The organism is Hymenobacter armeniacus (assembly GCF_014699055.1).
Lineage (GTDB): Bacteria > Bacteroidota > Bacteroidia > Cytophagales > Hymenobacteraceae > Hymenobacter > Hymenobacter armeniacus.
Genome location: NZ_JACXAC010000008.1, coordinates 17,560 through 37,189, shown reverse-complemented (window position 1 = coordinate 37,189; position 19,630 = coordinate 17,560). Strand labels below are relative to the sequence as shown.

The following is a 19,630-nucleotide window of genomic DNA, read 5'->3' as shown; positions in this document are numbered from 1 at the left end:
TCGATTGTGAAAGGGTTGTTGGGGTCGGCCCCTGCCGCCGCCCCACGGGGCTCGGGCAGAATCAAACGGCCTGCCCTATTTGCCTAGCTGGCCCTGGCAGCCAGGGCTGTGAATGAGGATGCTGGCATCGGCAAGGGTGTAGTAGGCCCCCAAGGATTTACAGAGCAAGCCCAGCTTTTCGAACAGGGGCTCGTCGTAGAAAGTGATGCTCACCGTGCAGTTGGCTAGCGTGGCCTTGTCGTACACGATGTCCACGCCGTAGGCCTTTTCCAGCGCGGCCAGCACTTCAACCACGGGGCGCTCTTCAAACTCGAAGGGCTGCGGCGCCAGCACCACCGGCCGGTCCACCAGCTCCTTTTTCAGGCGCCGCTGGCTGGCCGAGTACACCACCTGCTGGTTGGGCAGCAGCACCACTCCCGCTGCCGCCGGGTGGGCCGGCGAGGCATCGAGTTGCGCGCCCTCGCGGGCCTGCACCGACACTTTGCCTTCGCGCACCGCCACCGACGCTTCTTTCCCGTCGGCGTAGGCTTTCACCCGGAAGCTGGTGCCGAGCACGGTGGTGACGACTTCCTTGGTGAACACCAAGAAAGGACGACGGGGGTTCTTGGTTACCTGAAAGAAGGCCTCGCCCACCAGGTGTACTTCCCGCCGGGGGCCCGCAAAGGCCGTGGTGTAGCGCACGCTACTGCCCGGGTGCAGGCTGATGCGGCTGCTGTCAGGCAGTTGGAAAGCCTGCACTTGTTGGGTCTGGTTGCTGCGCCGCGTCCACTTGCCATTCGTTGTGGCCACCGTATTCTGCTGGGAAAGCTTGGCAAAACGGCTGGTGGAAAACACCAGCCAGCCAATACCAAACGCAAGTAGCGCCAGCACCGCTGCCCACCGCAGCGGCGCCGACGACCACATGGCTACCACCCGAGGCTCCGGTTTGGCAGCACGCTTGCTCATGAGCCGCGCCCAGATGGCTTGCTCTATTTCTTCCTGGTTTTGGGTGCGCAGGGCAGGGCCTTCCGCTTGTTCCAGCCGGTTGTACCAGCGTTCGACCACGGCTTGCTCTTCGGGCGTGCATGAGCCGTTGAGGTAGCGTTCAAGTAGCTTGTGAAATTCGGATTCCGTCACGGCTGGGAGAGTTGGGCTGGCTGCTGATTAGGAAGTCAACCAAGTCGCCATTTACCCTCAACCAACCCCCATTTATTTTTCCCCGCACATCAGTACCCACAACAACATATTGAATGTTATAAACTTACCTCACAAAGAATAACAACGGCCACACCGTTAACAGGAAATTGCGCAGGTAGGAGCGCATGAGCTTGAGCGACTTCCGAAGGTGATACTCCACTGTTTTTTCCGACAGGTTCACACGCACCGAAATCTCGGGAATGGTACACTGCTCCAGTCGGCTCAACCGAAAGACCTCCTGGGTCTTTTCGGAGAGGTGCTGCATGCCCGCGGCCAGCGCCTCGTTCAGGTCGTTGAGCGCCACCGTGGCCTCCGTGCCCGTGTCGGCGTCGGTGAGGGTGAGGCGGCAGAACAGCTCGTAGCCCGTCCGGACTTTCTCGGATTTGATGTAGTTGATGACGCGGTAGCGGATGGCCGAAAACAAATAGGGCTTCAACTGCTGGATTTGGGCGCTGCGGCGTTTCTCCCACAGGTTTTCGAACAAGTCCTGAGCCAACTCTTCGGCGGCCTCTTTGCTTTTCAACTTCCCGTACGCCACGGTAAAAAGCTGGTAGCTGTACCGCGTGTATATCTCTGCGAAAGCCCGTTCGTCGCTCTCCTGCATTGCCTCAAGTAAAGCAGCATCTGGCCAGGAGGCATAATTGGGTAGCGCGGCAGACTTCACACAAATCAAATTTTAACAGACACTCGGAGTAATAGCCAATATACAGCTGGATGTCAGATAAGTTCCGCCATTCAGCCAGTCCCTTCACTTGGCTGTTGAACGTGCTGTTGCGATGACAAACTGCATCGGGCCGCGCAACGCGTCGAGGCCGGTGCGGGTGTAGCCCGCCACCTTGCCCAGCGCCGGATGGGCGCCGTCCTGGTACAGCGCCTTCAGGCCCGGCACCCCACAAAAAAAAGCCCCGACCAGACGGCCGGGGCTTTTTTCAGGTTGAAAGAATAGCTCGGAGACAGTGCAGGCAAACGCTTATTGCAGCACCACTTTGCGGGTCAGCACGTCGGGGCCGGCCTGCACGCGCAGCGTGTAGAGGCCCGCCGCCAAGCCGCGGGTCGACACCGACTGCTCGCCGGTGCCGGCCAGGGGCTGGTGTTTCACCACCTGGCCCAGGGTATTCAGCAGCTGCACCGTGCCCGTGCCGGCCATGCCCGTGGCCAGGCGCAGCGTGAGTTCGCCGGTGGCGCTGGGGTTGGGGTACACCGAGAGGGCCGCGCTGAGGCTGTTGCGCGCAGCCAACGGTCCCCTCACAACGATAGTAAATGGGCCGGGCGTGTCGGAAGCGCCAAAGCCACTCACGGCCACGTAATAACGTTGACCCACTGCAAGGCCGGACATATTCACTTGACCCACGCTGGTATTTGCACTCCCACTACCTTGGCATGTCACCAGCACGAACGGCCCCGTTGCACAATCGGCCGCTGTGAACACGCGCACCGTGCCCGCGGGCGCTCCGGTCAGCAGGAGGCTGATGTCGGCAATGTTGGCCGTGAAGGTAAACCACACGTCGCGGGGCAGGTTGCCGCCGCCGCAGGCCGGCAACACAATGCCGGGCTGGGTGCTGGTACTCGCGCCGCTATTTGAGGACAAAACGGGCGCGAGGCCAAAGGCCAGTTGTACCGCACCGCAGGGCTCGTCGTTGGGCGGCGTGGGCTGGTCGAAGGTGAGTGTCTGGGTGTTGTTGCTGGCGTTGCCGTCGGGGTTGCCGTTGGGCAGGCTGGCCGTCACGCTCAGGGTGTTGGTGCCGCTCACGCTCACGTTGGCGCCCTGCGTGAAGCTCAGCTGCTGGCTGGCGCCGGTGGCCAGCGAAAGGCCCGTGAAGGTTTGCGACACGGGCGCGGCGCCGTTGAGGCTATAGGCCAGCGTGACGGACGTGAGCGGGCCCACGCCGTTGTTGCGAATGGTGACGCGCACGGGGTTCACGCCGGGCACGGCCACGGCCGTGGGCGAGTCGATGCTCACGAGGGCCACGTCGTCGGTCACGGGGGCAAACTCGTAGGCGCCCAAGTCGGGCGGCGTGGAGCGCAGCACCCCCGCAAAGTCGCGCGGCACGCGGGCCAGCGCAATGCCGGCGCCGTTGAGCGGGGCGGTGGTGGGCTGCAGGTTGCCCTGGGCCAGGTTGGCAAAGCGGGGCTCGGCCTGCACGCTGTTCTGGTCGTAGGCGTTGCCGTTGGCGGTGCGCCAGTCCGAGAGGGCCACGTAGTTGGTGGTGCCGTAGCGGCCCGTGAAGTAGAGCGCGCCGGTGCCCACGTACAGGTCGTTGTAGTTCGACACGATGGTTGAAGTCGTCGTCGCAAAATACAGCGCGTACTTGCTGCCCGTGCCGCCGGTGCGCGTCACGCTCACCAGGTTGTTGCGGAAGTCGATGCCCGTGGCCAGCGTGGTTTGGTAAAAGCCGTAGGTGGTCTGAGTGGCGCCGCCCGAGGCATTATCCAGCGAAATCGTGTTGTGATAATAGCGGGCGAAGTCGGAGCCCGTGTTGTAGATGCCGTACAGCGTGCCCGAGCCGGTGAAGTTGTACACGAGGTTATTCACCGCGTCGTTCTCGGTCCCCGCCGTGCCATCGGCCGCCGTGAAATACAGGCCGTAGCCCGTGCCGGTGTCGCTGGGGCTGCCCGTAAAGGGGTCGTGGATGCGGTTGCGCTCAATGGCCGTGCTCACGCAGCCGGTCAGGTACACGCCGTAAAACGTGCTGACGTCGACGCGGGTGGTGCGGTGCACGTCGTTGCCCAGCACCTGCGCCCCGGCCTGGTTTTCCACGTCAATGCCGTAGAGGTAAAAGTCCCGCACTTCGTTGCCCGTGATGCGCAGGCCGGTGGTCCGGCTCGTGGTGCTCGTGCCCGTGACAATGACGCAGTAGTAGCCGCCGCTGAGCACGTTGTTCTCGATGCGCAGGTTGCGCGCGTCACCGGCCGAAGTGCCGGACGCCACGCCGCCGCTGGCCGCAATGGCGGCATCGGCCGTGGTCGAAGTGGCCGTGGCCGGGCCCATCACCATGCAGTTGGCCACGCGGTTGTTGTTGGCCGCCCCCACCAGCAGCACGCCAATGCCGTAGGTGGTGCCCGCCGAGGCGTCGATGGTCAGGTTTTGCAGGGTGATGTAGTCCGTCCCGTTCAGCAGCACGGCCGCCGGTTGGGCCGAGGTGCCGGTGTAGCGCAGGGTTTGCTTGGCGGTGCCGCCGTCCACCACGATGGTGTCCGTGGCCGTCGCGCCCGTTACCTGGCCCAGCGCAAACTGCTCCGTGTACGGCCCGTTCAGCACGTTGAAGCGCACGCTGGCAGCAATGCCGCCCGAGTTGAGCGCCGCGGCCGCCTCCGTGAAGCTGGCAAAGTTGGTACCGCCCGTGGGCTGGCTTTTGTTGATGGTGTAGGTGCCGGCCAGGGCCGTGTACAGCGTCAGGGTCTGGGTGTTGTTGCCGGGGTTGGCGTCGGTGCTGCCGTTGGGCAGGCTGGCCGTCACGGCCAGCACGTTGGCGCCCGTCACGATGGTGGCCGGGGTGGTGAACGACACGGCGCGGGTGGTGCCGGGGGCCACGCCGCCAGCCAAGGTAAAGGTCTGGGCCACCGGCGTGCCGCCGTTCAGCGTGTACTCCAGCCGCACCGAGTTCAGGGCCACGGCGCCGTTGTTGCGAAGCGTCACCGTCACGGTGCGGGCACCGGGCGCCACGGGCGCCGTGGGCGAGTCGATGCTTTCCACCGCCACGTCGTTGCTGGCCGGCGTGAATTCGTAGGCGCCCATGTCGGGGGCCGTGGTGCTGCGCAGGGCGTTGGCAAAATCGCGCGGCACGCGGGCCAGGGGCGTAGCCGTGCCGTTGAGGGGGCTGGCCGAGGGCACCAGGGTCGGGCTTACAAACTCGGGGTTTACCTGCACGCTGTTCTGGTCGTAGACGCCGCCGTTGGCGGTGCGCCAGTTGGCTAGAGTGGCGTAGTCGGTGGTGCCGTAGGTGCCGGTCACGTAGCCGGTGCCGCTGCCCACGTACAGGTCGTTGTAGTTCGAGGCAATGGTCGACGTGGCGGTGACGAAGGCCAGGGCGGTTTTATCGCCCGAGCCGCCGGTGCGCGTCACGCTTATTACGTTGTTGCGCAGCTCAATCCCCGTGGCCAAAGTCGTCTGGTAAAAGCCGTAGGTGGTTTGGGTAGCGCCGGTGGCTGCTTGGTTATCCAGCGAAATTGTATTGTGATAGTACCGGACGTAGTCTGCGCTGGTGTTGTACAGGCCGTATTCAGTCCCCGCGCCGTTGAAGTTGTAGACGAGGTTATTCACCACGTCATTCTCCGCGCCGGCCGTCGCATCGCCCGAGAAGTAGATGCCGTAGGCCGCTCCCGTGGCCGCCGTATTGCCCGTGAACGGGTCGTGAATGCGGTTGCGCTCCACGGCCGCGCTGGCGGTGCCCACCAGGTACACGCCGTAGAAGGCCCCCACGGTGGCGCGGGAGCTGCGGTGCACGTTGTTATTGAGCACGCGGGGCCCGCTGGAATTCTCCACGTCGAGGCCGTAGACATAAAAGTCGCGGATTTCGTTGCCCGTCACCCGAACGCCCGTGGTTCGGGCCGTTGTGCTGGTGCCGGTCAGAATCAGGCAGTAGTAGCCGCCACTGAGCACGTTGTTCTCGATGCGCAGGTTGTTGGCGTCGCCCGCTGAACTGGCCGAGGTCACGGTGCCGCTGGCCGCAATGGCGGCGTTGGCCGTGGTCGAGGTAGCGCCGGTGGTGCCCATCACCGCACAGTTGGCCACACGGTTGTTGTTGGCCGCGCCCACCAAGTGCACGCCGATGCCATAGGTAGCACCTGTCGCCACGTCAATGGTCAGGTTTCGAAGGGTCACGTAGTCGGTGCCGTTCAGCAGCACGGCGGCGGGCTGGGCGCTGGTGCCGGTGTAGCTCAGCGTTTGCTTGCTGGCGCCGCCGTCCACCACAATGGTATCGGTGGCGCTCACGCCCGTCACCTGGCCCAGTGCAAACTGCTCATTATACGGCCCGTTCAGCACGTTGAAGCGCACGCTGGCCGAAATGCCCGACGTGTTGAGCGCCGTAGCCGCCGCCGTAAAACTGGCGAAGTTGGTGCCGCCCGTGGGCTGGGTTTTGTCGATGGTGTAGGTGCCGGCCAGCTGCGCCATGGCGCTGGTACCGGTCAGCAACACCAGCCCCGCCGCCAGCCCGCCGAGGCGGAAAAGCAAGCGGTTGGCTTTAGGCGTTGAAGTTTGTAGTCGAGTAGCTCTACTCATCAGAAGGGAGGGAATGGTGGAAGAATGGATAAGCGGCAGAAAGGAAGCGCATTGCGGATTTTTCAAAATCCTCCACCATAGTTACACACTTATTGTCAAACTCTCAATTTAACCGAATTTTAATCTCATTTTAATAATCATATGCTTGCCGGCTTAAGTAGCGAGGTTCGCAACTTTTTCTTCATCTTCCGAAAATCATTCGGGCACAAATTCATTTTTTTGCCAAAAATTCAATTCCAACACAATTTTGGCTTTGACATTTTTTTATAAATCGGCCAGTTCATCGGCCGTTTGCATCAGCAGTTTCACTGTTCATCACCGCCAAAAAGAAAGCCCCGACTATACAGGCGGGGTTTTCTTTTTGGCGGGAAAACGGGGCCCTCGCGTGCACCCTGAACAGGTGCGCCCCTAGCTTACTCCTTCACGAAGCGCTGGTGCGTGGTGCCGCTGCCGTCGCTCACGGTGAGCAGGTAGATGCCCGCGCGCAGTTCCGAAATATTCAGCTGGCCGTTGTCGAACGACAGGCCCTTCACCTCGCTGCCGCGCAGGTCGAACACGCGCACCGTAAACGGCTGCTCCGGGTCGGCGTTCAGGGGGCGGGCAATGGCCAGCACGTCGGTGGCAGGGTTCGGGTAGAGCGTGTACTGGTCGGGGGCGCCGCTGCCGCTGGCCTGGCGGGCCGTGCTGCCGTCGGTGCGGGCGGTGCCGCCCGTCACGTTGAGGGTGTAGTCCTCGGTTTCGCCGTAGCTGTAGCTGCCGCAGCTGGTGGTGCCCGAATTGTCGCTCAGCACCACGCGCAGGCGGGTGGCGCCGGTTTTGGCCGTGGCCGGCACCGTGAAGGTACCGGTGCGCGTGGCGCTGCTGGCACTGCCGACGGCGTTTACCAGCAGCTCGCCGGCGTCGGTGAACACGCCGTTCTGGTTCCAGTCGGCGTATACTTTCACGTATTCCGTGTAGGTGGAAGAAGTCGCGAACCCAGCCGAGAAGCTGATGGTCTGCGACGAGCCGGCGGCCACGCTGGTGCTCAGGGCCGTGCCGTTGTAGTAGCCCCCATCGGCCCCCGACGCCCGGCTGATGCTGCCCAGCTGCACCAGGTCGAGGTATTCGTAGGCCACGCTGCTGCCCTTGCTGGCGCAGTAGGTGATGGTGGTGGGCGGCGTGGTGGTGCCGCCGGGCGCCACGCCGCCCTGCGAAGTGAGCAGGCTGGCGCGGGCGCCGCCGGTGGCAAACAGGGCATTCATGCGGGAGCTCTGGCCCGTCGAGAACATGAACATGGCCGCGTCGTCCACGTAGTCCATGTAGTTCATGAACATGTCGCCGTTGGGCCCGTTCGAGCACGACACGTGCGGAAACACCGGCTTGCCGTAGTTTTCGGCGCCCTGGTTGGGGGTGTCGCTCACGTTGTCGGTGCCGGTGCAGGCGCCGTTGTCGTCGCCCCAGATGTGGTTCAGGTTCAGCCAGTGGCCCACTTCGTGGCTGGCGGTGCGGCCCAGGTTGAAGGGCGCGGTCACGGTGCCGGTGCGGCCAAAATACACGGGCGAAATCACCACGCCGTCGGTAGACGCCGCGCCGCCCGGAAACTGGGCGTAGCCCAGAATGCCGCCCCCGATGGTGCCCACCCACAGGTTCAGGTATTGCCCGGAAGGCCAGGCGTTGAGGCCGCCGGTAGTGGTGCTCTTAATCTTGTCGGCGGTGCCCCAGCTTGTCACGGTGCTGCTCTTGCGCTCGATGCCCGTGGTGGCCTGGCCGCTGGGGTTGCGCTTGGCCAGCGTGAACTGAATGCCCACGTCGGCCACCTGGCCGGCAAAGGCGCTGGGGGTTTTGGTGTAGTCGGCGTTCAGCTTGTGGTAGTCTTCGTTCAGCACGTCAATCTGCGACTGAATCTGGGCATCGGAGATGTTTTCCGATGCGCTGCTGTAGAGCACGTGCACCACCACCGGAATGGTGACCGTGATGGCCGAGGTGCGCTGCTGGGCACCGGCCGCTTTGTTGGCCGCAAACTGCACCGCCTGGTTGTTGATGGCGGCCATGCGCTGGGCCAGGCCGGGGTCGGCGGCCAGCTGCGCCTGCAGCACGTCGTCGGTGGCGCAGGTGCGGCGAGGAGGTGTTTGGGCAAAGGCCGGGGTAGCGGCCGCTGCCAAGCCCAAAAAGCTAAGGGCAACTGCGTAAACGTTTCTTTTCATGTAGAAGATGTGGGTTTGTGGAAGTAAAAATTACGGTGGCAATCTATTTATAATTTTGCGAAAATGGCAACACAATTCTGTCATTTATCCCAAAATTGGCAATTAATTCGACTATTCAATCAATAATTAGAACATTTTCTAATATTTTCACCAAAAGTTCATTCAACAAACGATTCCGGAAGCCTGTAAAAGAAAAGAGCCGCCCACCGGGCGGCTCTTTTATGGGCCAGAAACCACAACGCCCTGCCCGATTCGGGCAGGGCGTTGGGCTTATCGGCGCGGCTGAAATCTACTCTTTCTCGAAGCGCTGACGCGACGTGTTCACGCCGTCGCTGATGCTGATGTAGTAAAGGCCCTTGGGGAGGGCGCTGGTTTGCAGCGTGCCCTGGCCGTTGTAGCGGGCCTGGGTCATTTCGTGGCCGCTCATGTTGTACACACGCACGGCGTAGCGGGCGGCGTCGGTGCCGGCGGGCAGCGTCAGGCTCACGGCGTCGCGGCCCGGATTGGGGTATACCGTGGTGGGGGCCACCGCGGCCGTCTGCCGCAGCACGCCGCTAGCCCTGGCAAAGCTGGAACGGGCCCCACCGGCATCGAACACGGCCGTCATGCGAGCGGCCTGGCCCTGCGAGAACATGAACATGCACCGGTCGTCGGTGTAGTCCATGTAGTTCATGAACATGTCGCCGCCCGTCGCGGCGTTGGTGCACGAGGACTTACCGGCCGCCGGGCAACCGTAATTCTCGGCGCCTTGGAGGGGGGTATCGGTCACAAGGTCGTCGCCGGTACAGGCGCCGCCGTCATCGCCCCAAATGTGGCGCAGGTTCATCCAGTGGCCTACTTCGTGGGTGGCGGTGCGGCCCAGGTCGTAGGTGGTGGTGAAGGTGCCCGTGGTGCCGGTCGGCATTTTGGCACGGCTGCCGAAGGCCGAGTACAGAATCACGACGCCGTCGGTGGCGGGGGCGCCGCCGGGGAACTGGGCGTAGCCCAGCAGGCCCTGGCCCAGGTTACACGCCCACAGGTTGAGGTACTTGGTGGCGTCCCAGGCGTCGTCGCCGCCGCGCTTGGAGTTCTTCACCGCATCGTTGGTGCTCCAGGAGCGGGTTTTGGTGAACTTGTGCACGATGCCGCCGGGGGCCAGCACAAAGCGCACGGGCGTGGCGGCGGCCAGGCTCGAGTACGAATAGGTCTTGTTGGCGTCGGCGTTGAGCTTCTGGAAGTCTTCGTTCAGCACGTCAATCTGCGTCTGTACTTGAGCATCGGAGATGTTTTCGGCCGCTGTGTTGTAGAGCACGTGCACCACCACCGGAATGACCACCGCGCCGCTGAGCACCGAGGAAGTGCCCGTGGTGGAACCGCCGGTGGCGCCTCCGCCGTTGCGCTGGGCCGCAGCCCGCGCGGCCACGAAGCGCTGCGTCTGGGCTTCGATGGCGTCCATGCGGCGGGCCAGGGCGGGGTCGGCGGCCAGTTGGGCCTGCAGCACGTCGTGGGCGGCGCAGGAGCGGCGCAGGACGACGGGAGTGGCGTCGTCGTTGGTGGACTGGGCAGCACGCGATGCAACGTTCTGCGCCAGCAAAGTGCCTGCGCTGCCCAAAAGGGCCAGCGCGGAGAGGTAAGCCTTTTTCATGTAGTTGTGGAAAATATGTGGAGGGAAAGGAGTGGAAGAATGGTGACTTCGAATTGCCAAACTAGGGATTTTTTCTGGCTAACCAAACGAAATCCATTAACAATTTTTGAATGGATACGCAGAATCACCAATCATAAACATGAAAATACTAACTAAAATTTGAATCCATTGAAAATCACATGCCCACAAGGGCACACCGCGCAGGTAGCGGGAAGCAGGCGTAGGTGCCAAATCTTATACCGCCTCCGAGGCAAAAAATCGACAGCCCCGGCGGCTCATTCTGGCAATGAGCCGCCGGGGCTGTCGGGACAGGGAGTCGGGCAGGTAGCTTAGAAAAGAAAGTCGAAGCCCACGAAGACCAGCTTCTCCTCCCCTATCGAGTAGGTGGCGTTGATGACGGCCTGCTTGAGAATGTCGACGTAGACACCGCCGCCGAAACCGCTGTGCAGGGCCGAGAGGCCGGAGCGGGTGTCGTTGTCGGAGTACACGCGGCCGAAGTCGGCCAAGCCCAGAATGCCCAGCTTGCCGGGGAAAAGGTAGGCGTTGAAGGACAGCAGCTGCAGGCGGGCCTCGAAGTTGCCGTACACGCTGCTGCGGCCCGAGTAGCGGGTGCGGCGGTAGCCGCGCAGGTTGGTGGTGCCGCCCAGCGTGTTGGCCTGGTAGAAGCGGTAGTCGCCCAGGTTGTGGGCCACGCCCAGGCGGCCGGCGTAGGTGATTTGGAAGGGCAGGTTGGGCGTGAGGTAGGCCCGGATTTCAGAGGTCAGGCGGCCGTAGTTCAGCCGCTCGCCGTTGAGCTGGTGGTTGTACTGGAACTCGTTGTACCAGCGAATGCCGATGCGCGGGTTTTTGGGCGAGGAGCTGGCGTCGAGGTTGAGGTAGAGCAAGCCGCCGAGGTACTGGTTCACCTGGAAATCGGAGGCCCGAATGCCGAAGTGCCGGTTTTCGTAGGTCACGTCGCCGCCGCGGGTCAGGCTGTCTTTGATGACCGAGCCGATGGGGTCGCGCTCTACGCGGAACTGCTCGTAGCGCGGGCCCACGCCCAGCTTGAGGAAGCTGAACAGGTTGCGCTCGAGGGTGGGCGCGAAGGTGAAGCTGTTGAAGCGCACGCGGTAGGCCGAATTCACGGTGCGCACCGTGACGCGGCCGCGGTTGGCGTCTTCGGTGGCCAGGTTGGCGGTGTTGTTGCCGATGCCGAAGAAGTTGTAGAGCAGCTGCGGGCCGTAATACTGCGACACGATGCGCAGGTCGTACTTCCCAAACATGCGCGTGAACTGCCCCGTGTACTTGATGTTGAAGGCGTCGCGGGCCGGGGCGAAATTGGCCACCAGACTTTGCTCCGACGAGAAGGGCTCGCGGCGGAAGCCGTAGCGGCGGTGCGTGATACCGCCGCCCAGCAGCAGGCCATCGTCGATGTTGTAGCCGAAGAACAGGGCCGGGCCGGTGTAATTCAGGCGGTAGTCTTTCAGGTCGAAGCGCTTGGGGTGGTCGTAGCGGCTCACGTCCACGCCGGGCTCCAGGCGAAGGCGGGCCTCCTTGCCCACGTTGATGACGTTGCCGGTATCGGCGTCGTACACCTGGGTTTTGTGCAGGAAGCCGCCCACGTGGCTCACGTCGCGGATGGTGTCGCGCTGGGTACCCCCAATCACGCGCACCTTCACCGACTTGCTGGCGTCGCCCTTCACCAGGTAGGTATCGTTGCCGCTGATGCCGTAGAGGCGCAGTTCGTCGGTGATGCCGTACTCCACGGTGCGGTCGAAGAGCACCTTGGTCACCTTGCCTTCCTTCGTGATTTTGCGCACCGTCACGTGCACGTTGCCGTTGGGCAGGCGGTCCACCACAAACTGCTCGTTTTTCTGGGTGCCGCGCACTTCCACAATGTCGGCCACCACGTCGGCGTACTTGGCGGCCACGTCGGGCAGCAGGTCGCGCCGGCTTTTCAGCTTGGCCATGATTTCTTTGGCGTGCAGGTCATATATCTCCTTGGGCCACTTGTCGCGGAAGGCTTTTTCAATCACCTCGTCCGTGAGGTGCTCCTTCATGTACTGGGCCTGGGCCACCCACTGCTCGCGGCTCACGCTGCTCAGGAAAGTGCGGTCGTTGCTGAGGGCCGTCTGGTTCAAGCCCTTGTAGTCGGCGTAGTCGTAGCCGAAGTTCTGGAAGTTGCGCACCGCAAACTTGCGGCTGATGAGGAAGGGCAGCACGCCGTCGCCTTTGAAGAAGGCAATGTCGCGGTCTTCGGGCACGGCCGTGAAGGTGCGGTCGCCGTCCTTGTCTTTCACCTCGGCCCAGCGCCATTGGTCCTCGTGCCGGTCCCAGTCGCCTATCCACATGTCGAACAGGCGCGAACGGGCAAAGGCCACGGCGTCAATCTTGTTGTCGTTGTCTTCGAGCAGACGCTCCAGCATCTTGTCGGTGCCCACTAGGTTTTTGGCGTAGCCCAGGCTGGCCACGTTGCTCTGGTCGTCCTTGGCGTCTTCCTCAATGGCGGCGGGCTTGTTGGAAAACGCGCTGTAGTACTGGCCCAGCAGGGGGTCCTGCGGAATGTAGACCGGCTCGGGGTTGGTGTGCAGAATGCCGGCCGCCGTGCCCAGCGGCGGCAGCACAAACGAAGCGTACGGGTGCTGGGCCGAAATCTGGTCCTGCAAAATGTCTTTGGCAAAGCCCGTGCGCAGGGCCTCGGGCAGCACCGCGGCGGGGTCTTTGTCGATGCCGCGCAGCGAGAAGTTGTGGCCGGCTTCGTTGCGCACTTTCAGCGAGGCGGTTTGCTTGCCGCCGCCGGTTTTGTAGGGCACCAGGCCGCCTTTGTCGTTGGCCAAGTCCAGCAGGCGGAACTTCACGGGCGTGGCCCACTCCTTGCGGTAGTGCTCGCCCAGCAGCCAGTTGTGGAAGCCGCCGTGCTTGTTGTAGCCGGGATTGATGGCCACCACCACGCTGCTGTCGCGGAAGTCGGGGCGCTTGGCGGGCACGGGCTGGGCTTGCACGTCCTGCTCGTTCTTTTTCTTCTGCTTATCGAGCGGCGTCATCGGCGCGGCCTCGGTAGAAGCCACGCCCTGCGTGGTTTTGGCGTAGAGCGGCGTGCGGAACACGAGGCGGGCCTTCTCGCCGTTGCCCTGCGGGATGAAGTACTCCGTCCACACCTGGCCGTCGTCGTAGTAGTTCACGCGGGCCCAGCCCTTTTCCTTGTCCGAAAACAGGGCATCGCCGGCGTCGCCGGGCTTCACGTGCTGGGTTTTGCAACCCGAGCCGCTCACGATGAGGTGGGTGGCGCCCTCCTTGAAGTACTGCAGGTTGTGCTCGTGCCCGGCCGCGTAAATGATGTTGGGGTACTTGTTGAAAATGTCCATCAGGCCCTTCTTGTAGGCCTGGTAGGCCGGGTAGGCCAAGTCCTGGCTCACCCCGCCGTATTTGCGGGCAAAGGGGTAGATGGACCCGATGATGGGCAACGGCAGAAACGCGTACTTGTACACGATGCTGAGCGGGAAAATGTGGTCGCCCAGGGTGAAGTAGCCGCCGTGAATGCCGTCGGAAAACAGCGGGTGGTGGCCCACCACCATGATGTTTTTGTCCTTGTTGCGGGCAATGATGTCCTCCAGCTGGGCCATGAAGTCGGTTTCGTCTTCCACGCCGCAGCCGCCGTCGGCGCCGTAGGGCCGCTCGCTCTGCTTGGTCAGAAACCACTGCGAGTTGATGGTGATGAGCACCAAATCGTCCTGCAGGCGGATTTCGTAGGGGCCGGGGCAGCCGTTACTGGGCGTGATGAAATCGCCGCTGTAGCCGAAAGCGGCCGAGTCCTGGGCCATGTAGTTTTCGGCGAAGCGCTGCTCGCGCAGCACCTGCTCCAGGCCGCCGGTGAGGCCCTGCTTCCAGTCGTGGTTGCCGGGTATCATGTACTTCTCGCCTTTGTAGTCGCGCAGCACGTCAATCTGGTCGGCCAGGCGGCGCTCGGCTTCCTTGCGGTCGTAGGCGCCTTCCTCGGGCATGCCGTACTCATACACGTTGTCGCCGAGGTAAATGGTGGTGCTCTTGGCGCCGGCTTCCATGATTTTTTTGCGCAGGAAGTTCAGCGAAGGCTCGCCGCCGTTTTCTTTGGCAATGGGCTTGCCCACGTCGCCAATCAGAAAAACAGTGTAGCGAATGCGGGTGCTGTCGGGCGGGGTTTTGGTTTTCCAGTCGAGGCCGCCGCGGCGGTAATTGGGGCGCGAAACGTGGGGGTTTTGCGACGATTCGCCCTGGGCCAAAGCACGCGAGTGAAACGCCAAAAGGGCGCCGAGCAGCAACAGCGCGGAGCGAAAGCGAAAAAATGGGGGCATAAAGCAGAAAAAGGGCCGAGCATCAAGGCTCGCCGCGGGGTACTGTTAAGGTAAACGAAGCGCCGGCTGCCCACGTACTGGCACGAACCTGCAGCCGGCGCGCTAGGGCCCGTTACGCAAAGCGCGGCCGTGCGGTTAGGCTGGCCTATTTAACTTACGCCCGGCGCTTCGCGTTGAAAGCCGGCGAGCCCGCCGGAATGAGCCGGCCGCTGCTTCGCTAGTCATGAAAGAAAGTACCCCCGAAACCGTTGCCGCCGCCCCGGCCACGGACCCCGCCCCGCCCGAAGCCGCCCTCGCCGCCGAAGCCGCCGACAAGCCCGCCAAGGCCAAGGCCTCGGCGTTGGTGAAGGACGCCCAGGCTTACGTCACCGACCTGTTTGCCCAGGAGCTGCAAGCCAAGCTCACCTACCATTCCCTGCGCCACACCGAGGCCGTGGTGAAGGAATGCCGCGTGCTGGCCCCGGCCGCCGGCCTCTCGCCCGAAGACACCGAGGCCCTGCTGCTGGCCGCCTGGTTTCACGACACCGGCTACCTCGACGTGTACGAGGGCCACGAGTTCCGCAGCATGGAGCGGGCCGGCGCCTGGCTGGCCGAGCACGGCGTGCCCGCCGAGCGGGTGCAGCTGGTGAAAGACCTCATCAAGGTGACGCACCGCGACTACGCGCCCGAAACCGAGCTGCAGCAGCTGCTGGTAGACGCCGACATGAGCAACCTGGCGCGCGACGACTTCCGCAGCAGCGCCGAGCTGCTGCGCACCGAGTGGGAGCTGGTGCTGGGCCAAACCTACACCAACCCGGAGTGGGCCGAACTGCAGCTCAACTTCATGCTGAGCCACAAGTACCACTCCGATGCGGGCAAGGAGCGCTACAAAAAGGCGTTTAAGGACAACCTCGACGAGCAGCGCGACGCCTTAAAAAAGACCGAGAAAAAGAAGAAAAAGAAGGAGAAGGAAAAGAACGAAACCTTCGCCGAGCCCAAACGCGGCATCGAAACGATGTTTCGCACCATGTACTCGAACCACATGAAGCTGAGCGACATGGCCGACAAAAAGGCCAGCATGATGATTCAGCTCAACGCCGTGCTCATGTCGGTCATCATCACCTACCTGGGCGCCAAAATGGGCAAGGCCGGCGCGCTGGGCCCCATGATGAGCGGCAACCCCGTGCTGGGCATCCCGATGGGCATTCTGCTGGTCACGGCTCTGGGCTCGGTCATCACGGCCATTCTCTCGGCCCAGCCCGACGTGACGAGCTTTGCCTGGCTGAAAAAAAGCCCCCAGATTGCCACAAACCGCCGCGTCAACCTGCTGTTCTTCGGCCAGTTCACCAAGCTCAGCCTCGACAACTTCCAGGGCGGCATGCGCGAGCTGATGCGGCAGAAAGACATGCTCTACAACAACATGGTGACGGACATCTACTACCTGGGCGAGGTGCTCACCCGCAAATACCGCTTGTTGCGCACCAGCTACACCATCTTCATGGTGGGGCTGATTTTGACGGCGCTCTCGTTCGGCATCGCGCTGCTGTATAAGATGTAGGGGGCGGCGCCCGTTCTTACCTTTGTGCTGCGGCTGCGTAGTTCAACGGATAGAATAGGCGTTTCCTAAACGCTTGATATGGGTTCGATTCCCGTCGCGGCTACACTGTCCAAAAACCCGCTTTGCTGTGCGCAGAGCGGGTTTTTTAGTGCTCATGCCCCACGCCTTCAGCTTCTGCAGCGGTCAGAGCAATGGCGGATAACAGGCCGTGGTCAAATTCCCAATGATGGTTAGGACACAGCGCCACTAGATTATCCAACGCATTTACGTTCGCGACGGAATCTGTTGGCGCAAATCCGTTTATTGGCTTGATGTGGCACACTTCGTAATGAGTATCGTAGCCACACACCGCGCACGCTTTGGGGCGGCTTGATTTGCGATAGGCCAACCGCGCCAAGCTGCGAATCTGAGCGGCATACTGTTGCAGCGCTTTCGCTCTAAGCTGTTGCAGCGGCACCCGTTGCCAATCAACGAAGCCGGGGTTGCAGCTGTCGCAGGTGGTGCGGCGGGTTTGCAATTTAGCGCCGCAATGCTTGCATAGGCGAGTCAGCCGCTTACGGCTGGGAAATAGATGGCCATTTACTCGGTTGGCGCAGGAGCGGGAGCAGTACTTGGCATTAGGGGTGGCAGTACCGCAATGCAGGCAGTTATTCATGCCTCAAATTACCGGATATTGCTCTCCTATCCGCGCCTCTGCATGATGGATCTGAAGAACCTCCTGCCTCTGCTGCTCCTGGCCGCCGTATCGGCCGCCGCCCAAAAGCGCCCGGCTCAACCCGAAAACCTCGTGCCCTACGCGCACCCGCTGGTGGGCACCCAGAAGATGGGCCACACCTACCCCGGCGCCACCGTGCCCTTCGGCATGGTGCAGCTCTCGCCCGATACCGACACCCTCAGCTACGAGCAGAACGGCAAGTACAACCCCGACATCTACAAGTACTGCGCGGGCTACAACTACGACGACCGCACCATCGTGGGCTTCAGCCACACGCATTTCAGCGGCACGGGGCACTCCGATTTGGGCGACTTCCTGCTCATGCCCACCACCGGCCCGCTCCAGCTCAACCCCGGCACCGCCGACCGGCCCCAGAGCGGCTACCGCTCCGCCTTCTCGCACCAGAATGAGGTGGCCGAACCAGCTTACTACCGTGTGAAGCTCGACGACCACAACATCCTCGCCGAGCTCACGGCCACTACCCGCGTGGGCTTCCACCAATACACGTTTCCGGGCACCGAGCCAGCGCACATCATCCTGGATATGATGGCCGGCATCTACAACTACCCGGATAAGAACGTGTGGAGCTACGTGCGCATCGAAAACGACTCGCTCGTGACCGGCTACCGCCAAACCACCGGCTGGGGCCGCACCCGCACCGAATACTTCGCCATGCAGTTCTCGAAGCCCTTCAAAACTTACGGCGCCCGCAAATATGACCCCAAGGAAGCCTACCGCGGCTTCTGGGGCCGCTTCGACCAAACCAAAAACTGGCCCGAGCAGGCCGGCCGCCAGCTGCGCCTCTACTTCGATTTCAGCACCGTGGCGGGCGAGAAAATCAAGGTCAAATTCGCCCTCTCGCCCGTGAGCGCGGCCGGGGCGCTGGCTAATATGCGCGCCGAGCTGCCCGGCTGGAACTTCGACCAAACCCGCCGCGCCGGCCAGCAGCTCTGGCAACAGGAGCTGGCCAAAGTCATCATCCAGACGCTCAACCGGGCCGATAAGGAGAACTTCTACACGGCCCTCTATCACGCCTGCCTCAGCCCCACCGTGTACCAGGACGCCGACGGCCAGTACCGCGGCATCGACCAGCAAACCCACCGCGCCGAGGGCTTCGTGAATTACACCACCTTCTCGCTCTGGGACACTTTCCGGGCCCTGCACCCGCTCTTCAACCTCATCCAGCCCAAGCGCAACGCCGACATGGTGCAATCCATGCTGGCCCACTACGACCAGAGCGCCGAGCACATGCTGCCCGTCTGGAGCCACCACGCCAACGAAAACTGGTGCATGAGCGGCTACCACAGCGTTTCCGTGGTGGCCGATGCCGTCCTCAACGGCGCGGTGCCGCCTGCCCAGGCCGAGCGTGCCTTGGCCGCCTGCGTGGCCACCGCCCGCCACCGCTGGTACGACGGCCTGGGCGACTACATCGACCGCGGCTACGTGCCCAACGAGCGCAGCGGCACCTCCGTCTCCACCACCCTCGAATACGCCTACGACGACTGGTGCATCGCCCAGCTCGCCCAGAAACTCGGCCACGCCGACCTCTACCAGGAGTTCAGCAAGCGCGCCACCAACTGGCAAAACGTGTTCGACCCGCGCGCCAACGCCATGCGCCCGCGCCTGGCCGACGGCAGCTTCCGCCCCAAATTCGACGTGCTGAGCACCAACGGCCAGGGCTTCATCGAGGGCAACGCCTGGAACTACACCCTCGCCGTGCCCCACGACCCCGCCGGCCTCATTGCCCGCATGGGGGGCAACCGCCGCTTCGTGCCCCACCTCGATTCGCTCTTTACCATGCACCTGCCCGACTCGTTCTTCGCCGAAACCGAGGACATCACCCGCGAGGGCATCATCGGGGGCTACGTGCACGGCAACGAGCCCGCCCACCACGCCGCCTACCTCTACAACTACACCGACCAGCCCTGGAAAACCCAGGCCCAGGTCCGCAACATCCTCGCCCGCCAGTACCACCCCACCCCCGACGGCCTCGGCGGCAACGACGACTGTGGCCAGATGAGCGCCTGGTATCTCTTCTCGGCCCTCGGCTTCTACCCCGTCGCCCCCGGTTCGGGCCAGTACGCCCTCGGCAGCCCCCTCGTGCACAGCGCCGTCCTGCACCTCGAAAACGGCCAGTCCTTCACCCTCCAGGTCAAAAACCAAAGCGCCAAAAACGTCTACGTGCAGCAAGTCACCCTCAACGGGCAACAGCTAACGCAGCCGTTTCTGGCGCAGCAGGACGTGGCGAAAGGCGGCACGCTGGCGTTTGTGATGGGGGCACGGCCGGTGCGGAAATAAATTATTACCCCATCAGTGACGATTGCAACATGCTTGCCGGCTTCTTTCTCATCCCACTGACTTTATTGCTACTGGTAATTTGGGCACTAACCAGAAAAGCGCTTTTTGGCAAAGCGTTGGGATTCATCTGGCTTTCTGCCATTGCGCTTGGTGTTTTCTCAACAATTGCCCGACCCCTGTTTGAAAAGAAGGTTCTTACCCAGGAAGACTACTACGGGGAATACGTCATCGACCGTAGCTATTTCCCTGGCAAGCAGGCGGACTGGCAATACAACAATTTCCATTTCACCATCAATCCCGACAACTCCATTTATTTCTATTCAACCCCTAAGGATGGACCGGCAAAAGTGTACAGAGGATATATTTCAACTTCCGCCCCATATGGCTCTGCTCGTCTCATCGTCCACATGCCCGCGCCGACGCACCACATTCTAACCACCGACCCGACTGTTTACCGCGACGTGTGGAGCTTCTTCTTGGTGTTCAACTCGCCAAAGTTTGGCAACATGTACTTCAAAAAAGGGACGTGGAAACCGATATAGTTGTGCAAACCCATAATGAAGAGC

11 protein-coding genes and 1 tRNA gene are annotated in these 19,630 nt (G+C 62.5%); 4 read left to right on the top strand and 8 right to left on the bottom strand.

Going from position 1 to position 19,630, the window contains the following annotated elements; genetic code table 11:
* Positions 1-75 precede the first annotated feature (75 nt).
* The 7 genes from IC234_RS20850 to IC234_RS20820 all read right to left on the bottom strand — a co-directional run bounded on the left by IC234_RS20850 (position 76) and on the right by IC234_RS20820 (position 14,514).
* Entirely contained in the window at positions 76-1,116 is a 1,041-nt protein-coding gene (locus IC234_RS20850) for a FecR family protein (RefSeq protein ID WP_190928544.1), read from the bottom strand.
* A gap of 124 nt (positions 1,117-1,240) precedes the next feature.
* On the bottom strand, positions 1,241-1,780 hold the full coding sequence (locus IC234_RS20845; RefSeq protein ID WP_190928542.1) for an RNA polymerase sigma factor: 540 nt from the start codon (positions 1,778-1,780) through the stop codon (positions 1,241-1,243).
* Positions 1,781-1,924: 144 nt separating this feature from the next.
* Positions 1,925-2,065: a hypothetical protein gene (locus IC234_RS20840; protein WP_190928540.1), complete on the bottom strand. Its 141-nt coding sequence runs from the start codon at positions 2,063-2,065 to the stop codon at positions 1,925-1,927.
* 81 nt (positions 2,066-2,146) lie between these two features.
* The gene (locus IC234_RS20835; protein WP_190928537.1) at positions 2,147-6,349 is read right to left on the bottom strand and encodes a CARDB domain-containing protein; all 4,203 of its coding nucleotides are present in this window, start codon (positions 6,347-6,349) and stop codon (positions 2,147-2,149) included.
* A 461-nt stretch (positions 6,350-6,810) separates the two neighbouring features.
* The gene (locus tag IC234_RS20830) at positions 6,811-8,580 is read right to left on the bottom strand and encodes a GEVED domain-containing protein (RefSeq protein WP_190928535.1); all 1,770 of its coding nucleotides are present in this window, start codon (positions 8,578-8,580) and stop codon (positions 6,811-6,813) included.
* Positions 8,581-8,869: 289 nt separating this feature from the next.
* Positions 8,870-10,204 carry a M43 family zinc metalloprotease gene (locus IC234_RS20825; RefSeq protein ID WP_190928533.1) on the bottom strand — a complete coding sequence of 445 codons (1,335 nt, stop codon included), beginning with the start codon at positions 10,202-10,204 and terminating at the stop codon, positions 8,870-8,872.
* A gap of 329 nt (positions 10,205-10,533) precedes the next feature.
* Positions 10,534-14,514, bottom strand: coding sequence for a metallophosphoesterase (locus tag IC234_RS20820; RefSeq protein WP_190928531.1), 3,981 nt, complete (start codon positions 14,512-14,514; stop codon positions 10,534-10,536).
* Between the two features lie 223 nt (positions 14,515-14,737).
* On the opposite strand from IC234_RS20820, the gene IC234_RS20815 reads away from it, so the two are divergent.
* Complete coding sequence (locus IC234_RS20815; RefSeq protein WP_223827826.1) at positions 14,738-16,051, top strand: Pycsar system effector family protein; 1,314 nt, start codon at positions 14,738-14,740, stop codon at positions 16,049-16,051.
* Positions 16,052-16,082: 31 nt separating this feature from the next.
* Positions 16,083-16,154, top strand: a tRNA-Arg gene (locus IC234_RS20810).
* Between the two features lie 42 nt (positions 16,155-16,196).
* On the opposite strand, the gene IC234_RS20805 is transcribed toward IC234_RS20810, so the two are convergent.
* The gene (locus IC234_RS20805; RefSeq protein ID WP_190928529.1) at positions 16,197-16,706 is read right to left on the bottom strand and encodes an HNH endonuclease signature motif containing protein; all 510 of its coding nucleotides are present in this window, start codon (positions 16,704-16,706) and stop codon (positions 16,197-16,199) included.
* A 42-nt stretch (positions 16,707-16,748) separates the two neighbouring features.
* Between IC234_RS20805 and IC234_RS20800 the strand changes: the two genes are divergently transcribed.
* Both IC234_RS20800 and IC234_RS20795 read left to right on the top strand, forming a co-directional pair.
* Positions 16,749-19,064, top strand: coding sequence for a GH92 family glycosyl hydrolase (locus tag IC234_RS20800; RefSeq protein ID WP_223827825.1), 2,316 nt, complete (start codon positions 16,749-16,751; stop codon positions 19,062-19,064).
* A gap of 29 nt (positions 19,065-19,093) precedes the next feature.
* Positions 19,094-19,606 carry a hypothetical protein gene (locus IC234_RS20795; protein ID WP_190928527.1) on the top strand — a complete coding sequence of 171 codons (513 nt, stop codon included), beginning with the start codon at positions 19,094-19,096 and terminating at the stop codon, positions 19,604-19,606.
* Positions 19,607-19,630: the final 24 nt, after the last annotated feature.

Excerpts from the sequence above, each read along its gene's own strand:
- IC234_RS20795 (WP_190928527.1), top strand. The coding sequence starts at position 19,094 with ATGCTTGCCGGCTTCTTTCTCATCCCACTGACTTTATTGCTACTGGTA.
- IC234_RS20815 (WP_223827826.1), top strand. The coding sequence starts at position 14,738 with ATGAAAGAAAGTACCCCCGAAACCGTTGCCGCCGCCCCGGCCACGGAC.
- IC234_RS20805 (WP_190928529.1), bottom strand. The coding sequence starts at position 16,706 with ATGAATAACTGCCTGCATTGCGGTACTGCCACCCCTAATGCCAAGTAC.
- IC234_RS20830 (WP_190928535.1), bottom strand. The coding sequence starts at position 8,580 with ATGAAAAGAAACGTTTACGCAGTTGCCCTTAGCTTTTTGGGCTTGGCA.
- IC234_RS20820 (WP_190928531.1), bottom strand. The coding sequence starts at position 14,514 with ATGCCCCCATTTTTTCGCTTTCGCTCCGCGCTGTTGCTGCTCGGCGCC.
- IC234_RS20845 (WP_190928542.1), bottom strand. The coding sequence starts at position 1,780 with ATGCAGGAGAGCGACGAACGGGCTTTCGCAGAGATATACACGCGGTAC.
- IC234_RS20825 (WP_190928533.1), bottom strand. The coding sequence starts at position 10,204 with ATGAAAAAGGCTTACCTCTCCGCGCTGGCCCTTTTGGGCAGCGCAGGC.
- IC234_RS20800 (WP_223827825.1), top strand. The coding sequence starts at position 16,749 with ATGATGGATCTGAAGAACCTCCTGCCTCTGCTGCTCCTGGCCGCCGTA.